This window comes from Paenibacillus terricola, from assembly GCF_014779765.1.
In the GTDB taxonomy this organism is placed as follows: domain Bacteria; phylum Bacillota; class Bacilli; order Paenibacillales; family Paenibacillaceae; genus Paenibacillus_T; species Paenibacillus_T terricola.
Genome location: NZ_JACXZA010000004.1, coordinates 544,284 through 568,035 on the forward strand (window position 1 = coordinate 544,284; position 23,752 = coordinate 568,035).

General features: G+C 52.5%; 19 protein-coding genes. 17 read left to right on the plus strand and 2 right to left on the minus strand.

Features of this window, described 5'->3' with window-relative positions; all coding sequences use genetic code 11:
- The first annotated feature begins 1 nt into the window (after nucleotide 1).
- The 4 genes from H8B09_RS18670 (at nucleotide 2) to murA (ending at nucleotide 7,180) form a co-directional block, all read left to right on the plus strand.
- The gene (locus tag H8B09_RS18670) at nucleotides 2-1,618 is read left to right on the plus strand and encodes an NADH-quinone oxidoreductase subunit N (RefSeq protein ID WP_191205051.1); all 1,617 of its coding nucleotides are present in this window, start codon (nucleotides 2-4) and stop codon (nucleotides 1,616-1,618) included.
- Nucleotides 1,619-2,148: 530 nt separating this feature from the next.
- The gene (locus H8B09_RS18675) at nucleotides 2,149-5,088 is read left to right on the plus strand and encodes a S8 family serine peptidase (protein ID WP_191205052.1); all 2,940 of its coding nucleotides are present in this window, start codon (nucleotides 2,149-2,151) and stop codon (nucleotides 5,086-5,088) included.
- Between the two features lie 21 nt (nucleotides 5,089-5,109).
- Entirely contained in the window at nucleotides 5,110-5,361 is a 252-nt protein-coding gene (locus H8B09_RS18680) for a DUF1146 family protein (RefSeq protein WP_191205053.1), read from the plus strand.
- A gap of 442 nt (nucleotides 5,362-5,803) precedes the next feature.
- A complete protein-coding gene (gene murA, locus H8B09_RS18685) occupies nucleotides 5,804-7,180 on the plus strand; it encodes a UDP-N-acetylglucosamine 1-carboxyvinyltransferase (protein WP_191205054.1) in 1,377 nt (458 codons plus the stop codon).
- Between the two features lie 66 nt (nucleotides 7,181-7,246).
- On the opposite strand, the gene H8B09_RS18690 is transcribed toward murA, so the two are convergent.
- Nucleotides 7,247-8,035 carry a hypothetical protein gene (locus H8B09_RS18690; RefSeq protein WP_191205055.1) on the minus strand — a complete coding sequence of 263 codons (789 nt, stop codon included), beginning with the start codon at nucleotides 8,033-8,035 and terminating at the stop codon, nucleotides 7,247-7,249.
- A 159-nt stretch (nucleotides 8,036-8,194) separates the two neighbouring features.
- Between H8B09_RS18690 and H8B09_RS18695 the strand changes: the two genes are divergently transcribed.
- The 10 genes from H8B09_RS18695 (at nucleotide 8,195) to H8B09_RS30565 (ending at nucleotide 17,727) form a co-directional block, all read left to right on the plus strand.
- A complete protein-coding gene (locus tag H8B09_RS18695; protein WP_191205056.1) occupies nucleotides 8,195-9,754 on the plus strand; it encodes an efflux RND transporter periplasmic adaptor subunit in 1,560 nt (519 codons plus the stop codon).
- Nucleotides 9,751-10,494, plus strand: coding sequence for an ABC transporter ATP-binding protein (locus tag H8B09_RS18700; protein WP_318152659.1), 744 nt, complete (start codon nucleotides 9,751-9,753; stop codon nucleotides 10,492-10,494). The genes H8B09_RS18695 and H8B09_RS18700 overlap by 4 nt, the downstream gene beginning before the upstream one ends.
- A complete protein-coding gene (locus H8B09_RS18705) occupies nucleotides 10,460-11,635 on the plus strand; it encodes an ABC transporter permease (RefSeq protein ID WP_191205057.1) in 1,176 nt (391 codons plus the stop codon). The genes H8B09_RS18700 and H8B09_RS18705 overlap by 35 nt, the downstream gene beginning before the upstream one ends.
- 137 nt (nucleotides 11,636-11,772) lie before the next feature.
- Nucleotides 11,773-12,960: a stage II sporulation protein D gene (gene spoIID, locus H8B09_RS18710; RefSeq protein WP_224753727.1), complete on the plus strand. Its 1,188-nt coding sequence runs from the start codon at nucleotides 11,773-11,775 to the stop codon at nucleotides 12,958-12,960.
- 121 nt (nucleotides 12,961-13,081) lie between these two features.
- A complete protein-coding gene (locus tag H8B09_RS18715) occupies nucleotides 13,082-13,798 on the plus strand; it encodes a M23 family metallopeptidase (protein ID WP_191205058.1) in 717 nt (238 codons plus the stop codon).
- A gap of 214 nt (nucleotides 13,799-14,012) precedes the next feature.
- Entirely contained in the window at nucleotides 14,013-14,297 is a 285-nt protein-coding gene (gene spoIIID, locus H8B09_RS18720) for a sporulation transcriptional regulator SpoIIID (protein ID WP_110041929.1), read from the plus strand.
- 134 nt (nucleotides 14,298-14,431) lie between these two features.
- Nucleotides 14,432-15,439 (plus strand): rod shape-determining protein, encoded by a 1,008-nt coding sequence (locus tag H8B09_RS18725; RefSeq protein ID WP_191205059.1) that lies wholly within the window; start codon nucleotides 14,432-14,434, stop codon nucleotides 15,437-15,439.
- A gap of 199 nt (nucleotides 15,440-15,638) precedes the next feature.
- Entirely contained in the window at nucleotides 15,639-16,505 is an 867-nt protein-coding gene (locus H8B09_RS18730; protein WP_191205060.1) for a flagellar hook-basal body protein, read from the plus strand.
- A 29-nt stretch (nucleotides 16,506-16,534) separates the two neighbouring features.
- A complete protein-coding gene (gene flgF / locus H8B09_RS18735; RefSeq protein ID WP_191205061.1) occupies nucleotides 16,535-17,347 on the plus strand; it encodes a flagellar basal-body rod protein FlgF in 813 nt (270 codons plus the stop codon).
- Between the two features lie 20 nt (nucleotides 17,348-17,367).
- A complete protein-coding gene (locus tag H8B09_RS30565; RefSeq protein WP_224753728.1) occupies nucleotides 17,368-17,727 on the plus strand; it encodes a DNA-directed RNA polymerase subunit beta in 360 nt (119 codons plus the stop codon).
- Nucleotides 17,728-18,168: 441 nt separating this feature from the next.
- Here H8B09_RS30565 and H8B09_RS18745 read toward each other — a convergent pair whose 3' ends face one another.
- Nucleotides 18,169-20,358, minus strand: coding sequence for an Ig-like domain-containing protein (locus tag H8B09_RS18745; protein ID WP_191205062.1), 2,190 nt, complete (start codon nucleotides 20,356-20,358; stop codon nucleotides 18,169-18,171).
- 343 nt (nucleotides 20,359-20,701) lie between these two features.
- Between H8B09_RS18745 and H8B09_RS18750 the strand changes: the two genes are divergently transcribed.
- From H8B09_RS18750 to H8B09_RS18760, 3 genes are all read left to right on the plus strand, one after another.
- Complete coding sequence (locus H8B09_RS18750; RefSeq protein WP_191205063.1) at nucleotides 20,702-21,286, plus strand: CDP-alcohol phosphatidyltransferase family protein; 585 nt, start codon at nucleotides 20,702-20,704, stop codon at nucleotides 21,284-21,286.
- 195 nt (nucleotides 21,287-21,481) lie between these two features.
- Nucleotides 21,482-21,913 (plus strand): 3-hydroxyacyl-ACP dehydratase FabZ, encoded by a 432-nt coding sequence (gene fabZ, locus H8B09_RS18755; RefSeq protein WP_191205064.1) that lies wholly within the window; start codon nucleotides 21,482-21,484, stop codon nucleotides 21,911-21,913.
- A 118-nt stretch (nucleotides 21,914-22,031) separates the two neighbouring features.
- The gene (locus H8B09_RS18760; protein ID WP_191205065.1) at nucleotides 22,032-23,744 is read left to right on the plus strand and encodes a phospho-sugar mutase; all 1,713 of its coding nucleotides are present in this window, start codon (nucleotides 22,032-22,034) and stop codon (nucleotides 23,742-23,744) included.
- The last annotated feature ends 8 nt before the right edge of the window (nucleotides 23,745-23,752 follow it).

The following is a 23,752-nucleotide window of genomic DNA, read 5'->3' on the forward strand; positions in this document are numbered from 1 at the left end:
CATGGCTTATGAACGAACATTGCAGTCGATGACATGGGCCGATGCGGGACATATGGCCCCTGAGCTCATACTAATCGCCATGATGGCGCTGCTCATTATCGTGGACCTGGTGCTCCCGCGGCGGATCGACCGGTCAATCATAGGCTGGCTGTCGCTTGCATCGTTAATTGGCTCCTTCGTAAGCGTCGTCTGGCATATTCAGGACCAGGCGGATCAGTCGCAGGAAAGCATTGCGCTTGGTTTGCTGAATGATAACTACCGGATCGACGATTTCGGTGCGATGTTCAAGCTGCTGCTTCTGACGGCTGCCGCACTGATCGCGTTGTGGAGTTTAGGGTCGATGAAGCGGGGAACCCGAGGTCAGTTGGATCATCAAGGCGAATATTATTACCTGCTGCTTCCGGCAACGGCCGGGGCGATGTTAATGACGTCGACAGGCGACCTCATTACGCTCTACACCGGATTAGAACTGCTCAGCATCTCGACCTATGTGCTTGTCGGGCTCCGAACGAAGAGGGACGTCGCACTGCAGGCCGCCTCTTCAGAAGAGAAAGTGTCAGCGAAGCCGGCGGAGGCGGCATTCAAGTATGTCGTAACGGGCGGGATCTCTTCGGCGTTCATCCTATTCGGAATGTCGTATCTTTATGGTCTGACCGGATCCACTCATGTAGGGGAAATCGGGAGTATGCTTACGCAGACCGTCGATTCGTTCCGTGGACTTATTTATATGGCATTCTTCTTCATGATTGCGGGTTTCGGGATCAAAATCGCGGCAGCGCCGTTCCATGCTTGGGCACCGGATGTGTATGAAGGCGCGCCTACGCCGGTGAGTGCTTTCCTTGCCGTCATCTCGAAAGCAGCCGCAGCAGCAGCCTTGTTCCGGTTGTTCTATAACCTTGTCTTCCCGGAGAGTCTGTCGAACGGAAACACAATCGGACATGACTTGTTCCGGGCTGTGCTGGCAGTGGCTGCTTGCGCGATGCTCGTCGGTACGCTGAGCGCGCTGCGTCAGCATAACATGAAGCGGCTGCTTGCGCTGTCGGGCGTTGCCAATGCCGGTTATTTGATCGTACCGATCGGCTTATCCTTCTACGGCGCTCACTCGAACAATGCGGCAGAGCTGTTCTTCTATGCTGCCGCCTATCTGTTCATGAACATCGGAGCGTTCGCTGTGTTATCAATTGTAGCCGGGGCGCGAGATTCGGAGTCGGATGACAGCGTTCAGCTCCGCACATTCGAAGGGTTGTACCATCGTGCGCCATGGACGGCGAGCGCAATGATTATATTCGTTCTGTCCTTAGCAGGACTGCCGATATCCGGCGGATTCTTCGGTAAGCTGTTCATTATGATGGGGGCTGCGAGCACGCATGCTTACTGGCTTGTTGCGATCATGGCGGGTTCGAGCGTGATCTCATACTATGTGTACTTTGGTATCGTGCGCCAAATGTTCATGCGATCGTCAGGCGATGTATCGGTTCATGTGCCTGCTGCATCCGGTACGGTCGTCTGGCTATGCGCCGCGGCGACGCTTGTCCTCGGTGTCTATCCGAACGGGCTGTTGCATTGGTTCGAGCACGTTTTCTCGGTCGTCAATGACCTGCTTGTTCTGCGCCGCTAAGCGCTGCTATTATCGTTATCTCAGGAACGCCCGGCCTTCGAGCAGATCATCTGCTGCAAGGCTGGGCGTTCTTTGCGATATTTTAAGACTGAACGAGCGCTAGGCGGGCTGTTTGGATTAGAAGTTTCTCATATAAGCACAGCAATCGCCATATGGATTAGTAAGGCTGATAAAGCCATGCAGAAGGATAGAGGGGGAATAGTCGTCCGGGTGCGACAGATAGAATCGCTGACAACGAGGCGCCCGGAAGTCGGAAAGACCGTAAACCGACTAACTTGGAGTAGTTCAAAAAGTCCGCTTTGATCACGAAGTAACACGAGGAGTATTCGCAGCATCAGGTGCTGACATCCGAACTTTTTGAACACGGACTAAATGCAGTCGAATGCGGCAGCGGGCGAAAATATTTCGCCGTCAGCAAGGAAAACGACCGTAATGGATCGAAACTATTGGGATGGATTCTGCGTTTCAATAAGCAGAGAAGCAGCAAGGATCGGGCTACGACCGGGGACTTTGCACAAGGACGAGGTCAAATGAACAACTATATACGAAATCTCAATTGTCGATCACAACAAAATAGAGAAATAGAGCGTCACTATACGCTTCGCTGCGCTGCCTTGTTTATGTTGGCAGGACTGCTGTTGTGGGGTACAGCTGCGGATTCGTTCGCGTTGGACGGACAGTCTAGCGTATCCGCGTCAATGGAACAGGCAGTCGATGGCATGGAGGCGCTAGATGCACGCGAAGCGGGATCAGCAGACGAGACGGAAGTCGAGAGTTGGCTGCTGAAGTGGCGAGATACACCGCCGGACGTCGTTCCAGCTGGAACGCGGATCATTAGTCGGCAGTCGGAGTTGGCGACGGATATCGTCGCCCCAGAGGGAGGCCGTGAGAACGTCGCGCAATGGCTGGCAGAGCTTCGTGCGAATGACAAAGTGGCGTATGTGCAGCCGAACGAGCGGGTGCACGTTTTATCATCGCCGCAGGCGCGTGTCGAGGCGAATGACCCTTATCTATCGCGGCAAGCTTATCTCGATTTGATTGGCGCGAAGAAGGCGTGGAACACGGTACATGACCAGACGGATATTACGATCGCGCTGGTCGATACGGGGGTTGACTTTAACCATCCAGATCTAAAGAATAGTTTGCTCGGAGGCGTCAATCTGCTTGATCCTACTCAGCCGCCGCAGGATGATAATGGACATGGGACGAACGTCGCCGGCGTACTTGCCGCTTCAGGCAATAATGGAGCTGGTATCGCAGGCATTCTATGGCGTTCCCGCATTATGCCGATCAAGGCGTTGGATGAGGATGGAGCAGGCGACGAGAGCAAACTTGGCGAAGGGATTATGTATGCGGTTCGCAAAGGGGCGACGATCGTCGTCCTGTCTGTAGGACTTTACCGGTACTCGACCTATATGCGGGACATCGTGCAGTATGCAGAGAGCAAAGGCGTTCTGCTCGTTGCAGCTACTGGCAATGACGGGATGCAGCTGGGCAGCCGGGTTGCGGTGGAATATCCAGCCGCTTATCCGACGGTGCTCGCGGTCGGAGGCGTGAAGCCGAATGGGCAGCCGGAGCCGCGCTCTAATTCAGGCCCGGAGGTTGACATTGCGGCGCCTTGGAACGTGTTTACGACCGCATTGGGCGGTGGATACAAGGAGGAGGAAGGCACGTCGATGGCAGCTCCGCAGGCTGCCGCCGCCGCTGCACTCGTCCTGATGGTGCATCCGCATTTTAAGCCATACGAGGTAAGAGAAATGCTGCGCCAGACAGCGAAGGACATCGGCAATCCCGGAATCGACGAGGCAACGGGTTACGGTCTGCTGCAGATCGATAAGGCGGTTACCGCAGAGCTGAAGCCGGATGCTTATGAGCCGAACGATACGAGGGACCGTGCAGCGCAGTGGCCGCTGCAAACCCGCATCACGGCTCGGCTGACGGGAGGGCTTGACCAAGACTGGTATCGGATCGAGGCCCCTTATGATGGAGTGCTGACGATTCAGCTGCAAGGATTGAATACGCCGGGAACGGCGATGCCGCCCGTGCGGATGATGTTATACTCGGGCAACCAAGCGGCTAATTCACAGGATGCGAAGCTTGGCAACACATCCGTCGAATGGCCGGTTAAAAAGGGGACGAACTGGATTAAGCTGCAGCTGTATGATCATTCGCGTAAGGATAAGCTGCCTTATCTGCTGACCTCTGATTTTCATATGAATCCGGATGAGTACGAGAGCAATGACAAGTCGTATGCAGCTTCGACGCTGCAGCCGCGTTCGCAGATCATTACAGGGTCGTTCGATAAGCAGGGCGATCGAGACTGGTATGTAGTGAACTTCAAGCGGAGCGGAACGCTCAAGCTGCTGGTGCAGACGGATACGGTACGCATCGATCCAAGTCTGGCCGTGCAGCGAGAGGGGCAGAAACTCGTCTCATACGATGATAATGGGGATGGCGAGCAAGAACAGTCGCCGCTCATTACAGTGACGCCTGGCAAGTATTATATACGGGTCTATAATGCTGCGGCCGCGGACGCGAGCCCAGTTACAGGGATCTATACGTTGGAGCTCGATATTGCAACCAAATATGATGACCCGAATGAGCCGAATGATAAGTCGTATACCGCCACAGCAATGAGGCAGGGGACGGAGTATCTAGGCGTTGTCGACAGTGCATCCGATGAGGATTGGTTCCAACTGAGGCTGACGGACGAAAGTTATGCATCGCTCGATCTGAGCGGTATTCCGGCTGACCGGAAGATGACCATCACCGTGTATGATAAGCGTCAGAAGGTTGTCCAGACGATTCGCTCTGTCTCAGGTAGACAGCGTGTATATGCCGGAATGCCTTTGGAAGCAGGCCTATATTATTTCAAAATAACGGCGAATGCCGCTTTCAATCAACAGTACTACCGGTTTACCATTCGAACGGAATCGCTGAAATCCGGTTACCGGGATATTGACGGGCACTGGGCGGAGGCTGCCATCACGGCTCTGTCCAAAGAAGGGATCGTATCTGGTTACGCCGATTACAAGTTTGAGCCCGACCGTGCAATCACGCGTGCTGAAGGTGCGGCGCTGCTCGTTCGCGCCTTCGAGCCCAAATCGACAGCCGCAAAGCTGAATTACAAGGACCTGACCACACGACACTGGGCATACGGCGTTATTGCTACCGCGGTTTCTGCTGGCTACATGACCGGATATCCGGATCGAACGTTCGGACCGGATCGTCCGTTAACGCGTGCCGAAATGGCGGTTATGCTCGGGCACGCGGCAGGCGTACAGCCGACTTTCGTTAAGACTGCGCCATTCTCAGACGTACCAATCGGCAACTGGGCGGCGTCGATGCTTGCTGCTTTAAGTGCCAAGGGTTGGATTGCAGGGTATTCAGATAATCGTTTCCTGCCCGGACAGTTTGCCAGCCGAGCTGATTTTACATCTATGTTATTCCGAATCCGTAACAGCATCTAACGACTGAAGGGACATTTACCGATGAATATGGAAGACGTACAAATTACCTATGGCATGAATGGGCTCTTCTCCATTGTGGTCGTGCTGCTTTGCATTATTTTGTGCTGGGTCGTGCTTCAGGAACTAAAACTAGAGTCCCTCATGCGTTACCCGAAAGGGCCGAAAGCACGTCTGCTGCTTGTTGTTCTAGCCGTCGTTCTCGGCCATTCGCTGGCTTCGTTCATCCTTGATTACTACAGTTGGACGAGGATGCTCACCGCTTTTGTCGAATAACAAAATCGATTCCTGTCAACAATGGGTAGTATATGACGGAACGAAAAACGCAAAGCGTCTCGAATGGTATGAAAACGGTTGTCAAAACGAGCCGTAATCAGCCGCTTCGGCGCTGCTGTTTCGAACGAAAAAAGCCGCGCAACAAAGGCAATTTTTACATCTTGTTAAAGGCGCTCGAATGAAGGCGTTTTATGAAAATTACGCTTGTCGATTCGTGCAGCACAATGGTAAGATGAAGTTTGGAGCAAATGACTATCGGTAGACAGAGTTGGAATATTATACAAATTTGATCGGCATGTTTTGAACGCTTGTCCCAAGGCGTGCATAGGGAAGCGGACTTGCCGTCATGAACGTCCTAATCGAAGTCCAATACGCAGCCACATACAGTGAATAGTCATAGCGGCAGAGAATAAAATTGCAGCGTGCGGAGGGAATTCATAAGATGAGCAAAATAATCGTCCGCGGAGGCCAGCGGTTATCAGGTACAGTTCGGGTTCATGGTGCCAAGAACGCAGTGCTTCCTATTCTTGCGGCGTCCGTACTCGCGAGTGAAGGGGAAAGCGAAATTGCAGACGTTCCTCTCCTTGATGATGTACTGACGATTCGGGAAGTTATTGCGTCGCTAGGAGCGGACGTGTTACATGGGGAAGAAACGATGACAATTCGCGCACAGCGGTTGACTACGTATGAACCGCCTCATGAGATGGTTCGCAAGATGAGGGCCTCGATCCTAGTCATGGGGCCATTGCTTGCGCGTACGGGACGAGTGAAGATTGCGCTGCCTGGCGGCTGTGCTATCGGGATGCGGGCGATCGATCAACACTTGAAAGGCTTTGAAGCGATGGGCGTAGAGATTACGCTTGGTCAAGGCTTTATCGAGGCGAAGGTGGATGGCCGCCTGAAAGGATCCAAAGTATATTTGGATGTTGCCAGCGTAGGCGCAACTGAGAATATTATGATGGCAGCGTCCCTTGCTGAGGGCACGACGATCATCGAGAATGCGGCGAAGGAACCGGAAATCGTTGACCTTGCCAACTATTTGAACGCAATGGGCGCGCATGTTCGCGGAGCCGGTACGGATACGATTCGCATCGAAGGCGTGGAGTCGCTTCATGGCGTTCGACATACGGTCATTCCAGACCGTGTGGAAGCAGGCACTTATATGATAGCGGCTGCCATTACTGGCGGTGACGTCTTCATTGAGGGCGCAATCGCTGATCATCTGGCACCGGTAATCTCGAAGCTGCAGGAGATGGGTGTAACCGTTAACGAGGCGGATAATGGACTGCATGTCATTGCAGATAAACCGCTCAAGGCGGTAGATGTTAAGACGCTCCCTTACCCAGGCTTCCCAACGGATATGCAGTCGCAGATGATGTCGCTGCTGCTTGTATCTGACGGTACGAGCATCGTGACGGAGACGATCTTCGAGAATCGGTTCATGCATGTGGAACAATTCGCGAAGATGAATGCGCAGATCCGCGTTGACGGCCGCTCGGCGATCGTGAACGGCGGTATGCCGCTAACGGGCGCGAAAGTAACAGCTACTGACCTTCGTGCAGGGGCGGCGCTCATCTGCGCGGCACTAGTTGCTGACGGTGAATCGGAAATTTCGGGTACGCACCATATTGACCGCGGATATGTGAATATTGCGGGCAAAATGGCTGCGCTCGGCGCCGATATTCAGCGCGTTGAAGCGGTGCGTGAAGCTGCAGCGGCGGCTGCGCCGGAGCCAGCGCCTGTTGCGGTGATCGAGACTGTAACGTTCAAGCGTGAGAAAGAGGTTGCCGTTCGAAGCGCACAGCCGACTTGGGCTTAATGGAACTGAATAGATTTGAAGCACAAAAGCTGCCCTCCAGAGGGCAGCTTTTGTGCTGTAATGCGCTTAACTGGTTGTTTGTGCGTTAGCGTTGTTGTTAGTCTGGCCGCCGTTCTGGCCATTGCCGTTTCCTCGCATACCGCCGCCTCCGAAGCCGAAACCGCCCCCGAAACCGCCGCTAAGCGATACGTATTCGGCCTCCTTCGTGCCGCTCTTCAGCCATACGTTAATAATATCGTCGGCCGCAAGGTCTGCCAGCTTCACTTGCTCGTAATTCATGGTGCCGTCATCTCCGCGTACGAGCTTATAGATAGCTGTACCCTCCGAGATGGAAATCGTCGACTCTTCGCCGGTGAAGAAGTCCGGCATGCTGCGAGCTTGACCGCTGCCATTGCCGCCGCCCTGAGGCGCCTGGCCGTCCGCTGGCGGCTGCATCTGACCATCGCCCTGCGGTGCTTGACTATCCGCTGGCGGGCTGCCTTGAGGCATTTGTCCATCGGCTGGCGGCTGCATCTGCCCGATATCTTGCCCATTGCTATGCCCGTTGCGTCCGCCGCCTTGTCCTCTTTGCTGCATCGAGCTCATATCAGCCTGTTTCACGACGAAGGACGTGCCGTCGATCGATACGATCTTGGCGAACAGATCCGCTTGGCGTTCCGGTTGATTAGGAGCCGAAGCCATTTGGCGGAATCCGCCGCCTTGTCCATTCTGCCCTTGCTGCTGGGAAGCAGCTTGTCCTCCGTTACTTGCCCCATTCGAATTGTCATTCTTAGAGCCGCATGCAGACAGGATTGACGCTGCTAGAAGCAGTGCCGCTGCTGCCTTTATGCTGTACGCCCATTTCGATTGCTTCATTCTTGTAATCCTCCATTCCATCCTGAAACCTTATGTTCGGACATTCTAGCACAAGAAGATGAACGAAATATGAATAAGGATGTTCATCTTCCGTTCATGATCCTATGCTACGTTTTAAAGAAAAAATGGGTACAGAGACAGGAAGGTGGCGTAAAGGCAATGAAGAAATGGTTACTGGCATTACTGGCGGTTGTAGTTGTCGCCTCTGCCGGCGCTTATTATTGGTACAATCAAGACGATCAAACGCAGGCGGAAGCGGTGCAAACGCCGACAGCGAAGGTGACCAGAGGCAGTATTAATGTCCAAATAACGGGCTCTGGCTCCGTTAATACGACGGAAACCATTTCCGTATATGCTGGCGAAGAAGGTACGGTCAGCGCGGTGCATTTTAAACAAGGCGATAAGGTTAAGAAGGGACAAGTCCTGGTAGAGTTCGAGAAGGTGGATTACACGTCCCAGATCGAGAAAGCTCAGATCAACGTGAAGAAGCAAGAGCTGCAGATGGAGAATTATAAGAAGCAGTATATCGCAGCGGCGGATGACGAGAGCAAACAAAACGATATTAAGGTGCAAATGGACAGCTTGCGTCTCGACATGGAGTCGACGCAGCTGGAACTGGATGATCTGCTCGACAGTGCGGCGGATACGCCAAGCATCGTAGCGCCGGCTGACGGCACGGTAACGTCCGTAAGCGTTGTAATCGGCGATAAAGTATCGGGATCGAAAGTTATTGCGCAATTGATCGACTACACGAAGCTGCAATTCACGATGAACGTCGACGAACTCGATATTCCGAAAGTGAAAGTCGGACAGACGACGAACATTACGCTGAATGCACTGCCGACTCAGCCTCTGACAGGTAAGGTGTTAGAGATTGCGCAAGAAGGCTCTTCCTCTAACGGATCTGCATCTTATGCGGTGAAAGTGTCACTGGATCAACTCGATAACGTCATCTCCGGCATGTCGGGTGAAGGTGCGATTATAACGGCATCTACGGAAAATGCGCTTCTTGTGCCTATTGAAGCCGTACGTACGCTCGGCGGCAGAAGCTTTGTTCGTGTTCCTGAAACAAGCTCGACGGCATCGCAAGGAACGCAAAGTAAGGGAACTCAAGGCACACAAGGCACGCAGGGTCAGGGTCAAGGTCAAGGTGAAGGTGGCGAATTCCAACCGCCAGCGGATGGCAGCTTCCAACCACCAGCAGGCGCTGCAGACAGTGCGGCAGGCGGACAAGCAAACAGCGGCCAGAGCGCTGGCAATGGTCAAAATGCAGGTAACGGTGAGAGCGCAGGTACTCGCCAGAATGCGGGCACGGGCACTGGTAACCGTGGCAGCTATGGTGCAAACGGCGGTTACGGTCGTAACAGCAGCGGAACCAATGCGAACGGCAGCGGCGCACGCAATGGTACAACAGGAACAACAGGAACTAGAAGTGGCCAGAACCAAGCGGCTCTTGAAGGCCGTATGGTAGAAGTAACAATCGGTATTAGCAATGATACGTACGTGGAGATCAAGTCCGGCGTGAACGAGGGCGACACGGTTTATTTACCGGTTCCAACCGTCAATAAGGCAACCGCTTCCTCCTCGCAGCAGCAAACGCAAATGTTCCAATTCGGCGGCGGCTTCGGCGGCGGTGCTATGCCTTCCGGTAATTTTGGCGGCGGTGGCAACTTCGGTGGCGGCGGCGGTGGCAACTTCGGCGGAGGCGGAGGCCGATGAGCCATAACGATAACGAAGTATTGATCGAAATCGAGAAGCTGGTCAAGACGTATCGGATGGGACAAGAGACCGTGCAAGTGCTGCACGACGTTGATTTGACCGTTAACAAGGGTGATTTTCTTGCCATTGTAGGCCCCTCTGGTTCAGGTAAATCGACGATGATGAACATTATAGGCTGCCTAGATATCCCGACGTCAGGCAGCTACAAGCTCGACGGCGTTGAAGTGAAGGGACTAAGCGACAACAAATTAGCCGCGATCCGCAATGATAAAATCGGGTTCATATTCCAAGGGTTTCAACTGCTTCCGAAACTGACGGCCATCGAGAACGTCGAGCTGCCGCTCGTCTATCGAGGGCTGTCTAATAAGGAGCGTCGTAAGAGGGCGGCCGAAGCGCTTCGCAAGGTCGGTCTGGAGGAAAGGATGTTTCACAAACCCAGTGAACTATCTGGCGGTCAGCAGCAGCGCGTAGCGATCGCTCGCGCATTAGCTGGCGAGCCGCCGATGCTGCTGGCGGACGAACCGACCGGCGCCCTCGATACGCGAACGGGCCAAGAAGTGCTTGCCCTCATGGAGCAGCTTCATCAACAGGGACATACGATCGTCCTCATTACGCATGATATGGAAGTTGCCGCCAGGGCAGAGCGTGTAGTACGGATGAAGGATGGCGTGCTGACAGAAGACCATGCCGAAAGGAGGGAGAGACGTGAAGCTTTCGCAGGCATTCAGGATGGCATTTAAGAGCGTCTTGGCAAATAAGCTTCGAACTGCGCTATCCATGCTTGGCATGCTGATTGGTGTTGCGACTGTTATCGCGCTTGTCTCGATGAGCGAGGGCTCTTCCCGCCAAGTACAGGCGCAGGTCGAGAGCCTTGGCGCAGCGAATATGCTGCAGGTGACGATTACAGGACGCGGTCTGACGACCTCGCTCTCCAAAGACGAGGCGATGGAATACGGCGACATTGACAACGTAGAAGGCGTATCGCCGATTGTTAATGGCAACGCTTATGCGAAGTATGGCACGACAAGCGAATCTTACACGGTTGAAGGGATTACGCCTGAGTACGCGGATGTTCGCAACGTAAGCTTTGTGGAGGGCCGTTACATCGTTGACATGGACCTTACTAATTATAATAAGGTTGCGGTGATCGGCGCTAACGTCGCGAGCGATTTGTTCGACACAGAGGACCCGGTTGGCAAGACGCTTCTGCTTAACGGCAATCGGTACAAGGTTGTCGGGCTGCTAGAGACGAAAGGGGATTCTCTTAACGGCTCTGCTGATGACAAAATATTAATACCGCTCACAACGGCTGAACGGCTGCTGAGTTCGAAGGGCGTTAAGTCCATCTATCTGAAAATTACGGATACGGACAAATCCGAGGCAACGCAGGCGCTCATTACCGCGAAGCTGGCCGCTAAATTCCCGAACTCGACGAATGCATACCGTGTCATCGACCAGCAGGAATCAATGGAAACGCTTGGTTCGATTACGCAGACGATGACGTCTATGATGGCTGGTATAGCAGCAATCTCGCTCGTAGTTGGCGGCATTGGCATTATGAACATCATGCTCGTTTCTGTCACGGAGCGTACGCGCGAGATCGGTATTCGCAAATCGCTTGGCGCGAAGAGGCGTGATATTCTGACCCAGTTTCTGATCGAGGCCGTTGCAATCAGTGGTCTCGGTGGTGCGATTGGCATCGCAATCGGCTATGTGGCATCGCATATAATAGGCGTCGTGATGGATACCGAAACCGCCGTCTCGTTTGCAATGGTCGTCGAAGCGTTCGCCTTCTCCGCTGGCGTCGGCGTGATCTTCGGCATTTTCCCAGCGAACAAGGCTGCTAGATTGCGGCCGGTTGACGCGCTGCGCCACGACTGACCAGTATTAAAGTACTCTCATCGATTCTATCCTATCGTTCTCGCTCATATAGTAGAGCAAGAGGCTCACAAGACAAAGTCCGCGCCCATGCGCGGACTTTCGTGTCTCTAAGACGATTAGGAGAGGGCGGTGCTGCTTTGATCAACAGCATTCGAGCGTTGGGGATGCAGTTTGCGGCAGGGATTGGACTAGGCGTTATATTGTTTATTCTATTACACGGCGGCGTTCTCGCTGATCAAAATAAGACGGCTGGTAGGGTCCAAGTGGTCAGCGAACGAACGGAAGAATCAACGGTTCAAGCGACAGATACGAAGCAGCCGGAACGGGCGAATTCGAATCGCAGTGCGAATCCCCCATCTGGCAGCAAGACGGACACCAAAGCTAAACCGACGAGCTCATCGACGAAGGAACAGTCTTCTAGGCTTCAGCAACATTCTAATGGGAAACAAACTGAGAAGATACAGAACAGCAATTTGGACAAGCTGATGGTGCATGTTTACTTAACGAAGCAGAAGCGAATCGAGACCGTGCCGCTGGAGTTATACGTCAGAGGAGTTCTGGCTGGGGAGATGCCGATTGATTTCGAACTTGAGGCACTCAAGGCACAGGCCATTGCAACGCGTACTTATATTGTACGTCGGCTTGCCATGCAGGACCGCAGCGGCGTGCCTGGCGAGAAGGCGGATGTTACCGATACGGTCGACCACCAAGTGTATGTGCCGCTTAAGGAGCTTGCAGAGAAGTGGCCAGCTGGCGAAGAACAGAAGTCGTCCATGCAGAAGCTTACGAAGGCTGTAGAGGAGACTAGCGGAGAGGTGCTTACCTATCAGGGGGAACCGATTGAAGCCGCCTTTTTCTCAACGAGCAATGGGTATACGGAGAATGTGGAAGACTACTGGCAGCTCTCGCTTCCTTATCTGAAGAGCGTTGCTAGTCCATGGGACGAAAAAATCTCACCACGCTATAAACAGACGGTAGAGATGAAAGAGAAAGAGCTTTATCGGCGGTTGGGCGCCAAGGACGATGGTAAGCCTCCACGCATACTAGAAACGACGGAAGGGCATCGCGTGAAAACAGCCGTCATCGGCGGCAAAACGTTTACAGGGCGCGAGGTGCGGGAAAAGCTGGATCTGCCTTCCTCTCAATTCGAATGGACGATCAGCGATGGGAAGGCTACTATTACAACCTATGGCCTAGGTCATGGCATTGGTCTCAGTCAGTGGGGCGCGAACGGAATGGCGAAGGAAGGGGCATCAGCGGCTGAAATCTTGCTTCACTATTACACAGGCGTCAAGCTCGAACAAGCTTATAAGCTACCTGAATGATCGGCAGAGATAGATGCGCTTCAGACCGCGTCACTACGCGAATCTCAAAATTTAGAAAAATAGCGTCACCTCACGTATAAACCTAGTAGTTCTGGCAACAATGGCTGATGAGGTGATCGACATGAATGATCAAAACAACAAGCCAAAAGAATCTCCCAAATCGATTCCGGGAGGTGCAGCTGCTAGACCGAAAGGCCTGCGTAGAGTGTTAGCTAAAAAATGGGTGACACCGGCGGCTTTCATGGCGGCAGCGGCAATTATCGTAACCTTAATGTGGCTCTATCGGGGAGAGCAGCCAGATCAAACAACAACAACGCCTGATACAGAAGTCAGTCAAGGTGACGAAACGCAAACGAAGCCTGCAGATGACACAATTGCGGTCGTGACAGGCAATGAAGACTTGCAGTGGCCAGTGCTGAACTACGATGATCTGGAAGTTGCGCTTCACTACTATGATGAGAAGGGCACCAACGAAGAGAAGCAGGCGGCGCTCGTATCAACGAGTGATAATAAGTTCCTCGCCCACACAGGCGTGGACTTGACGAAGCCGGACAACTCGACGTTTGATGTAGTAGCTGCGCTGAGCGGTAAAGTATCGCTCGTAACGAATCATCCGACGAATGGTCAGACGGTTGAGATTACGCACGGCAACGGGCTCGTAACGGTGTACCAAAGCTTGAACGATGTTTCGGTCAAACAAGGCGACGAAGTGAAGCAAGGCGCTGAAATCGCTAAAGCGGGCCGCAACGATCTGGAGAGCGAAGAAGGTATTCACCTTCACTTCGAAATCCGTCAGGATGGCAAAGTACTTAATCCGAACGAGTACATTAAGCGCTAATACGCGAGCGCAAGATGCTGGACGCCTTCCCTCTCTATAGAGGGAAGGCGTTTTTGTGTGCGCACAGATGGGCTTTATGGACCGTAAGTCCTACTTCTCGAACAAAAGATTGAAAATAATTGGCTATTGCGGCTTGTCAGGCTTGGCCTTAAAGAATATATACCCGGACCCCTCATATAATGTACCAAACTATCTCGAGTAGGGAGGCGGGAACGTGCACGATTACATCAAAGAGCGAACCATTAAAATAGGCCGATGCATCGTGGAAACGAAGCATACGGTTCGGACAATCGCCAAAGAGTTCGGGGTTTCCAAAAGCACGGTACACAAGGATTTGACCGAGCGGCTGCCCGAGATCAATCCCGACCTGGCGGATCAGGTGAAACACATCCTGGAATACCACAAGTCGATCCGGCACCTGAGGGGAGGAGAGGCGACGAAGATTAAGTACAAGAAGAGCAGCAAGAAGCGTGAAGTGTTCGCCGCTTCAAAGAGCTGATCGTAATAAATTTTTCTACAAAAATAGAGGGTTTTCGAGAAATTCAGCGAATAATATTCGTAGGAAGTTCCTGCAATTTGTGGGGCTTACGCGAACGTGCACTATATTTATATTCGTTGGAGGACTCACGCCTAATGTTCAGCAAGGATATCGGAATTGACCTGGGGACGGCAAATGTATCGATTCATGTAAAAGGGAAAGGTGTCGTGCTAGATGAGCCGTCAGTCGTTGCCATTGAGAGCGACTCCAAACGGGTTCTAGCAGTTGGTGAAGAGGCGCACCGGATGGTCGGGCGTACGCCCGGCAACATTATCGCGATCCGTCCGCTGCGGGACGGCGTCATTGCGGACTTCGAGATTACGGAAGCAATGTTGAAAGCGTTCATCGATCGGATAGGCGGACGCAGCTGGTATGGCAGACCGCGCATTCTGATCTGTGCACCTACGAACATTACGTCCGTAGAGCAGAAGGCAATTCGTGAGGCGGCTGAACGCAGCGGAGCACGCGAAGTATTCATGGAAGAAGAGCCGAAGGCAGCAGCGATCGGCGCGGGCATGGACATTTACCAGCCAAGCGGCAACATGGTTGTCGACATTGGCGGCGGCACGACGGATATTGCGGTTCTCTCGATGGGCGACATCGTTACCTCGTCGTCCATTAAGGTTGCAGGCAATAAGTTTGACGATGCAATCATGAAGTATATCAAGAGCAAGTACAAGCTGCTCATCGGAGAGCGGACAAGCGAAGATATTAAGATCAAGATCGGCACGGTCAACGGCGAAGGTCGCAATGGCGAGATCGACATTCGCGGCCGTGACATGGTATCTGGATTGCCGCAGACGGTTACGATTCACTCGACAGAAGTGCGCGAAGCGCTTTGGGATTCGGTCATGTCGATCGTATCCGCAGCGAAGTCGGTGTTGGAACGGACTCCGCCTGAGCTTTCGGCGGACATCATCGACCGCGGCGTCATCTTGACGGGCGGCGGCGCGCTGCTGGACGGATTGGACACGCTCCTGTCGGAAGAACTGATGGTCCCTGTGCTCGTTGCAGAGGATCCCATGCATTGCGTCGTGAAAGGGACAGGCATTATGCTGGACAACCTGGATCGACTCATTCGCAAAAACAAATCGTTTAAATAAAGAAAATGGAAGTCCGGCGGGTAGGGCGTTCTGGGGGGACGCGCCGAGGCCGGCTTCCGTTTTATTTGCATATAAGGTGAGCCCTTAGGCTTATTAATGCTGTGCCCTTAAATGCCGATATAGAGAAATAGAAGACTATCGAACTAGCACTTTCTATTACATATCCGGTTCGGACCGGACAAGCCGGGAGGATTACCAGATGCTAAGAGGACTCTATACAGCGGCTGCCGGACTGACGACGCAGCAGCGCCGTCATGATACGGTGACGAACAATATTGCCAATCTGAACACGCCGGGTTACAAACAGTCGAACGAAGTTACACGCTCATTTCCTGAAATGCTGCTTTCTCTGACGGGGACAAGCGACAACTCGGATAAGAGAATTGGCCGCGTCTCGACGGGCGTATTCGCAGAGGAAAGCCTGTCGCTGCAGCTGCAAGGCGATCTGACGGAATCAGGCCGCTCTTCGGACTTTGGACTGTCGTCCAACATCGAAGTGCCGGGCGTCCAATTCGACGCATCTGGCAAAGCGTTTACAGCCAACGGAGATCCCGTCTTCCAGCCGCAAGCTTTCTTCACCGTAGAAGGAACGGACGGGCAACCGCGTTATACGCGTGATGGTCGTTTCGATCTGAATGCGCAAGGGTATCTCATTACAGCGGAAGGTACGCGTGTGCTGGGTACGAATGGGCAACCGATACAGTTCCAGCAGGGCGTAAGCATGGATGACCTTGTCCTGACATCGGACTTCCGCTTCGTTAACGGGCTGACAGGCGATGACACCGGCAATGCACTTCAATTGACGCGTATTAACAACCCGAACCTGCTCGTTCGCGAAGGCGACGGCAAGTTCCGTCTAGAAGGCGATGCCAGCATTGCCGTGCCTGTAACGGCAACTGACGGCGTTCAAGTGCGTCAAGGCTACTACGAGCGTTCCAACGTCGATGCGGCACAGTCGACGGTCGATCTGATGGCTGCTATGCGCGCTTATGAGGCTAACCAGAAGGTCGTGCAGTTTTACGACAAAAGCTTGGACAAAGCAGTCAATGAGGTCGGACGGGTATAGAATAGCGTAGAGTCAGGGAGGCTGTCTGAATGAACGGATCGATGATCAGTGCAATGGTATCGATGAACGGCTTGCAGCAGAAGCTGGACATTATGTCCGATAACATTGCGAATATGAATACGGTTGGATACAAGCGCAAGGAAGCGTCGTTCGAGGATCTGCTGACGAATGCGAAGGAGCAGCCGTCTGCTTTCAAGGAGCCAGGCCGCTTGTCTCCAATGAACTATACGCAGGGCTGGGGAACCAGATTGCTGGGCATCCGTCCTGATCTGACGCAAGGGCCGCTGCAGGAGACGGGCAACCAATTCGATATCGCAATTGCAGGCGATGCGTTGTACCAAGTACAGACGCCAGAGGGCACTGCTTATACACGTAATGGCGCGTTCCAATTGTCGCTGCAGAGCGATGGGACGGCGCGTCTGACGACGAGTGACGGGCATCCGGTATTGGGTGATAACGATCAGCCAATCGTCATTCCTCCGAACCGTTCGATTCGTGTCAATGCGGACGGAACGCTTGATGCAATCGCGCAGGATGGCACAGCTGCAACGTTCGGCAAGCTCAAGCTGGTACAGGTTACTCGCCCTTCGCTGCTGTCAAGTGTGGCGGATAACTTGTATGCTGTGGCAGATGGTGTTAATGTAGAAGATGTGTTGAGAACCGTAACAGCCGGCGAAGGCAATGATATCTCGCTTCGTCAAGGCTTTCTCGAGCAATCGAATGTGGATCTAACAACCGAGATGACGGAACTCATAAACGTGCAGCGCGCCTATCAGCTGACTTCTCGAGCACTTAGCTCCAGTGACACGTTAATGGGAATGGCCAACGGCTTGCGCGCATAAACGGAGTTGAATAAATCGATATGAGTAATGATTGGCAACCAACGACAGTCCAAGGCAGCAGAAGTAGCAATGTAAGGGCATCTGCTCAGACCGATGGGGCTCGGCGTATTCCGGTACAGGAACGCGCTGCGTCTGAAGTACAACAGTCTGAGCGCCCACAAGCTTCCAAGTCCTCTGGCAAGCCTTCCAAGAAGCGTAAGAAGAAACGGAATCCGTGGCTTCGAATGCTGCGTTTGCTGGTCGTACCAGTCTTGTTGTTCTGGGCAGTTGTTGCGGGCTTATATGTGGGTTACAGCGTCCTCGGTCATCAGCCGAAGGGCGAAGTATTCGACATGCAGACGTGGAAGCATGTGTATGACCTTATGTTCTCGAATGAGTAACCACCCACCCAAACCACTCAGGTATGGCACCCACCCAAACCCTCCCTCTCGAGGGAGGGCTCCAAAGGGCTGAGCTTATGCTTCCGATGTGGGTTCCTTACGGAACCCTTTACCTCTGGACACCCGTAGGACTGGTCTAGGTACTGTGAGTGATTGGGGTTGATACGGAGGGGTTTGGGGACGTTCGAACGTTTGCATACGATTCGGCGCACCTGAGCTTGTACGTGGGAATGCTCGCTATCGTCCCTGCGGGACACGCTCTACGTTAGTGCGCCTGCAGGTTGATCCCTGCGGGATCTGAGTCCTTCATTAAGAGGATACAATAGACATGATAAGAGGCTGTCCAATTGGACAACCTCTTTTTTATATACCTCTCGTTGTTAGTAAATAAAAAGCCGCAGTGAATACTTGAATGCATTCACTGCGGCCTTGCTGTTTCACTTACTTTACGGTTACGCGCAGGGTAACGGTTTTGCCTTCGACTTTGGCTTTGATCGAAGCGGAGCCTTTGGCCTTGGCTACGATAATTCCGTTAACGATTGTGACAACGCTTGTATTCGAGCTTGTCCATTCGGCGTTCTCCGTCTGGTCGATGTACGTTCCATCATCGTAGAATGCTTTCAGCTTCAGCGTCTTTGCATCGCCAATTGAGAGCTTCAAAGTTTTCTCCGATAGGACGAGCGTTTTCAGCTTAGGGACCACGGAGAGTGAAATCGTTACGGATTTGTTTTGATAAGTACCGGTAATAACGGCAGTTCCTTTGCTGAGCGCTCTGACGGTGTTTTTACTAGAGAACTCAGCGACTTCATCATCCGAGATGCTCCAGTTTACTTTCGTGCTTACGATAACGCTCTTGCCGCTCTTGTAGAACGCTTTGATCTTCAGCGATTTCGACTTCTTCGGATTGAGCGTCAGACTCGTCGGATCAGCGACAAGCTTGACGACCTCTTCTTCAATCGTTACGCTAATTTTAACAGTTTTGTTTAAGAATGTGCCTGTCAGCGTTGCATTGGCAGAAGTAAGACCCTTAATGCCAGATGGTTGAACGAGCAGGTTGGTGGACGATGATTTCCAATTGATTTTCTCCGTTATGTCTTCCTCATTGCCATTCTCATAAACAACTCTAACTTGAGGGAACGAATAATCCTTGCCAATGATGAGGCTCAGTTCAGTCTGAGCAGCAATCAGCGTGAGCGGCTTGTCGTTTACGGTAATGGTTACCGATGCAGCGTAACCATTGACCGAAGCGGTCAAGACAGCCGTACCCGTTGCGACTGCTTTCCATTTGCCGCTGTCGATCGATACAATGTTGTTGTTGCTTGATGTCCATGTGACAAGCGGCGTAACGGTTACAGAGTCTCCGCCGTATGTCGTTGCTGTCAATTGCGGAAGGGTACCGGTCTGATCAAGGAACGTCTCGACCTTCTGGTCGGCTTCTTTAATCGTTAGTCCGTTGACCGTTGGGTATATCGTTACTTTAATCGAACGAGTTGCACCCTTGTAGGAAGCTTTAATCGTCGTTGTGCCGATGCCTTTTGGCGTTACAACACCGTTCGCGACAGTGGCAACCATAATGTCCGAGGACGTCCATTCGGCCGAATCGGACACATTAGGCGTACTGCCGTTGAGCTCTAGAGCAGATGCGGTAATGACAACTGGCGCATCTTGCAGCTGCAGCGACAGGTCGGTGCTTGGCGTCAGCTTCAGTTCTTGCGTACCTTGTCTAACGGCAATCGTTACTTTATCCGAGGCACCCAGGTGCGAGACTGTAATTGTCGCCGTGCCTGTGCTTAGCGGCGTGATCGTACCATTCTCGACTGTTGCGACAGCCGTATTCGAGCTTGTCCAGTCCGCGTCTTTCGTAATATTAGCTGATGACCCATTCTGGGACACAGCCGTCGCCGTTAGGTCGACACTTGCATCGCCGACCGTGAACTCAAGCAGATCCGGACCAGAGAGCGTAATCGATTTATAAGGAGAGATGACGGTTAGCTTGATTTTATCCGTCTTGCCCTTGTAACTTGCAGTAATGGTTGCTGTACCAGCGCCGAGAAGTGTCACATCGCCGTCCTCGACGGTAGCGACCGCTGTGTTGGAGCTCGACCAGCTTGCCGTAGTGGTTAGATTACTAGGCTGTAGACCAGTCTTTAAGCCGGACAGCGTATAGCTAATGTCTTGTCCTAATTGTACTGAAGCTTCATCGGGTGCTTCGCTATTGTTCGATAGGATTTGAATGGAGTCATACAAATCATCAACGGTAACCGTAACCGACTTGGTATAACCGCCATAAGTGGCGCTGATTTTGGCTGTGCCTTTGGCAACGCCGGTAATCGTACCTTGCGTAACTTTCGCTACGGCTGTATTCGAGGATTTCCAAGTAGCGCTGTCCGTGACGTCAATCTGTGAAGAAGATCCTGACAACGTCGCATATAAGTTCAAATAATAGGGATCGTCAGCTGCAAAGACCGTGATGGTAGAAGCTGTAGTATCAAAGTTTAGATCAGTGACGGTGTCGGCGGCATAGGAACGGCTTGGCAATATCGCGAATACCATAAGGATGGCAAGCGTCAGAGCCGTTAGGGAACGTGCGGACCATTTGCGATGATGCATGGATGTTGTAGCGCGCTGCATGGAGTATTCAAAACCTCGCTTTCGTCTTTTTGCTCATTATGGCTTTTCTTTAATAACGGCTTTTGCGACGTAATAATGAAGAGAAAAACGACATTTTGCACTTATTGAGGGTTGTCAGTAGGAAGGGATGGCGCGCCTCTGGATTCATATTGTTGCACTTAGAGTAGCGCAAACTGCCAGCCGTCAAGTGCGAGGGGTGCGTTTCTGCATCTAGATGATGGCGATATGCGTGCGGATGTCGAGCAGGACGGGGGGAACGGTTTTATTTTTCAATAGCTAGAGGTATAATGGTTGGGTAACTTTGAAGCACTATCCATTTCGTGGTGATAAAGGACGTGAACGCTTGAATCTTCCGAATATGCTCACCATATTGCGGTTTGTTCTCATACCGGTTTATATCGTTGTTTTTGCGGGAGGAGAGCGAATGATTCCGGCGTTTGTCGTTGTCGTTGCCGCTGGCGTGACAGATGTGCTGGATGGGTATATAGCTCGTAAGAGGGGTCAGATTACAACAATAGGGGCGATGCTCGATCCGCTTGCGGATAAGCTGATGCTTGGTACGGTCATTTTATCGCTGCTGCTGACTGATCATATTCCATTGGCGGCTGCCATTCTTATGTTTGTGCGCGACCTTGGGATGATTGCCGGTTCGGCTGTGTTTCATTTCAGCGGTCGCAAGACAGTGCCCGCGAATTGGATGGGTAAGCTGACAACCGTGTTACTGTACTTTGCTATTCTGTTTATTTTCTTCGAAGCATCATTTGCCAGGACGTATCTGTGGTGCGTCGTCGTATTCTCCTTCGTCACTTCGATCATGTATATGATCAAGATTTTTGCGATTAATCGCGATCAGGAAGGGAATGGCGCGCTGCCGTTCGACAGTCCGGATAAACCGGCGGGTCCTACGGGCAGCACACGCGAGTTGTAGACCGAAACATCATGCGAATACGCATATGCATACAAAGAAGCTCGTCTGCTCTGGCGCTTCTGGCCAACAACAGACGAGCCCCCTTATCTTAACCTTCGCGAACTGCAGTTTCCGCGCAGGATAAGATTAGGTTGCCACAGATTGGCTGAATTATGCTCTGTTCTAGGGTTTATTTTAAAAATTGGAGGTACATACATGCTAGATATTAATGAAATTCAACAGATTATTCCTCATCGTCAGCCTTTTCTGCTCGTAGACCGCGTTCTTGAATTGGAGGAAGGCGTTCGTGCAGTCGGCATCAAGAATGTAACGATGAACGAGCCGTTCTTCGCAGGTCACTTCCCAGGCTATCCGGTTATGCCGGGTGTGTTGATCGTGGAAGCATTGGCGCAAGTCGGTGCGGTTGCCATTCTCAAAATGGAAGAAAACCGCGGCAGACTCGCCTTTTTCGCAGGCATCGACGAATTCCGTTTCCGCGGACAAGTGACGCCGGGCGATACGCTGCGTCTTGAGGTTGAGATTACCCGTCTTAAGGGTAAGATCGGTAAAGGACATGCGGTTGCGAAGGTTGATGACAAAGTTGTTGCCGAGGGCGGTATTATGTTCGCTCTATCCGATCCATCCTAATGGAGGAAGATTGATTATCCGGCAGCAGTTAATAATTGTTCTAGCAAGAGTAACTATATAGAGAACGACGCAAAGTCGGCGCCATAGGCGAACATTGGGAGAGAGGAATGGTTTGTAAATGTCGGTTAATGCAGCAGCAGTAGCAAAGTATGAGGAATGGCTTAACGACCCATCGATTGGCGAGGAGACGAAGAATGAGCTTCGCGCCATTGCAGGCAATGAAACGGAAATTGTCGACCGATTCTATCGCGATCTGGAGTTTGGCACAGGCGGACTCCGCGGTGTTATGGGTGCAGGTACGAATCGGATGAATGCTTATACAGTAGGCAAAGCGACGCAGGGGCTTGCGGATTGGATTCTGTCATCGAACCCAGAAGCTCCGTCTGTCGTGATAGCCCACGATTCTCGCAACAATTCGCCTGAGTTTACGCTTGATGCAGCACTTGTACTTGCAGCGAATGGCATTACGACGTATTTGTTCCCGTCCCTTCGTCCTACACCTCAATTGTCGTTCGCGGTCCGCGCGCTGAAAGCTACAGCTGGCATTGTGATTACAGCAAGCCATAACCCGCCTGAATATAACGGCTACAAAGCGTATAACAAAGATGGTTGCCAGCTTGTACCGCATGAAGCAGAGCAGGCGATTGGACGCATTAAGCAGGTAACGAGCTTTGATCAAGTCCGGACAATTACGCGTGAAGAAGCGGAAGCGCAAGGGCTGCTGCGCTGGCTTGGCGAAGACGCGGATGAGCAGTTTATTGAGACGGTTGCAGCACGCAGTGTCAATCCAGACCTGCTGAAGAACGGTCTTGGCGAGCGTGTATCGGTCGTGTTCACTCCGCTTCATGGTTCGGGTAATTTGCCAGTGCGCGGCGTACTTGCGAAGGCTGGTTTCAGCAACGTGCATGTCGTACCAGAGCAGGAGCAGCCAGACGGCTATTTCAGCACGGTGAAATCGCCGAACCCGGAGGAGCGCGAAGCATTCACGAAGGCGATTGCGCTTGCGAAGGATGTTGATGCAGACATTATTATCGGTACGGACCCTGATGCGGACCGTATGGGTGCTGTTGTCCGTAACACGAATGGCGAATACGTTGTGCTGACCGGTAACCAATCTGGTGCGATCATGGTCTACTACCTGCTCAGTCAACTGCGCGAGAAAGGCACATTGCCATCCAACGGTATTGTCGTGAAGACGATTGTAACGAGTGAGATGGGTGCGGATATTGCGCGTTCATTCGGCGCGGATGTAACGAACACATTGACAGGCTTCAAGTATATCGGCGAGAAAATGACGCAGTACCAAGAAACGGGCGAGCGGACATTCCTGTTCGGCTATGAGGAGAGCTACGGCTATCTGACAGGCACATATGCGCGTGATAAAGATGCGGTAGTAGCTTCCTTGTTGATCTGTGAAGCTGCGGCATACTATAAGAGCCAAGGCAAGACGCTGTACGATGTGCTGCTCGAGCTGTACGCTCAGTATGGTACTTATCTCGAAGGCTTGCAATCACGTACGCTCAAAGGCTTGGATGGCGTTCAGAAGATCGGCGCTATTATGGACAACTGGCGTACGAGCCCGCCATCTGAGATCGCTGGCACAAACGTCGACAGCGTCCTCGACTACAGTAAAGGATTGGATGGACTTCCGGCTGAGAACGTGTTGAAGTTCCTGCTCTCTGATGGCTCCTGGTTCTGCTTGCGTCCTTCAGGAACGGAACCGAAGATCAAAATCTATTTTGCCGTTCGCGGTCAGTCTCCTGATGAGGCATCAGCGAATCTTGAGCGTCTAACGACCGCTGTCATGGAGCGAGTCGATCAACTAGCATAAGGAGAGAA

Bases quoted from the DNA above. Each gene is read 5' to 3' on its own strand.
- H8B09_RS18680 (WP_191205053.1), top strand. From the start codon at position 5,110: ATGAATATGGAAGACGTACAAATTACCTATGGCATGAATGGGCTCTTC.
- H8B09_RS18715 (WP_191205058.1), top strand. From the start codon at position 13,082: ATGAATGATCAAAACAACAAGCCAAAAGAATCTCCCAAATCGATTCCG.
- H8B09_RS18745 (WP_191205062.1), bottom strand. From the start codon at position 20,358: ATGCAGCGCGCTACAACATCCATGCATCATCGCAAATGGTCCGCACGT.
- murA (WP_191205054.1), top strand. From the start codon at position 5,804: ATGAGCAAAATAATCGTCCGCGGAGGCCAGCGGTTATCAGGTACAGTT.
- H8B09_RS18690 (WP_191205055.1), bottom strand. From the start codon at position 8,035: ATGAAGCAATCGAAATGGGCGTACAGCATAAAGGCAGCAGCGGCACTG.
- H8B09_RS18725 (WP_191205059.1), top strand. From the start codon at position 14,432: ATGTTCAGCAAGGATATCGGAATTGACCTGGGGACGGCAAATGTATCG.
- H8B09_RS18675 (WP_191205052.1), top strand. From the start codon at position 2,149: ATGAACAACTATATACGAAATCTCAATTGTCGATCACAACAAAATAGA.
- flgF (WP_191205061.1), top strand. From the start codon at position 16,535: ATGAACGGATCGATGATCAGTGCAATGGTATCGATGAACGGCTTGCAG.
- H8B09_RS18730 (WP_191205060.1), top strand. From the start codon at position 15,639: ATGCTAAGAGGACTCTATACAGCGGCTGCCGGACTGACGACGCAGCAG.
- H8B09_RS30565 (WP_224753728.1), top strand. From the start codon at position 17,368: ATGAGTAATGATTGGCAACCAACGACAGTCCAAGGCAGCAGAAGTAGC.
- fabZ (WP_191205064.1), top strand. From the start codon at position 21,482: ATGCTAGATATTAATGAAATTCAACAGATTATTCCTCATCGTCAGCCT.
- H8B09_RS18700 (WP_318152659.1), top strand. From the start codon at position 9,751: ATGAGCCATAACGATAACGAAGTATTGATCGAAATCGAGAAGCTGGTC.
- H8B09_RS18760 (WP_191205065.1), top strand. From the start codon at position 22,032: ATGTCGGTTAATGCAGCAGCAGTAGCAAAGTATGAGGAATGGCTTAAC.
- H8B09_RS18670 (WP_191205051.1), top strand. From the start codon at position 2: ATGGCTTATGAACGAACATTGCAGTCGATGACATGGGCCGATGCGGGA.
- H8B09_RS18695 (WP_191205056.1), top strand. From the start codon at position 8,195: ATGAAGAAATGGTTACTGGCATTACTGGCGGTTGTAGTTGTCGCCTCT.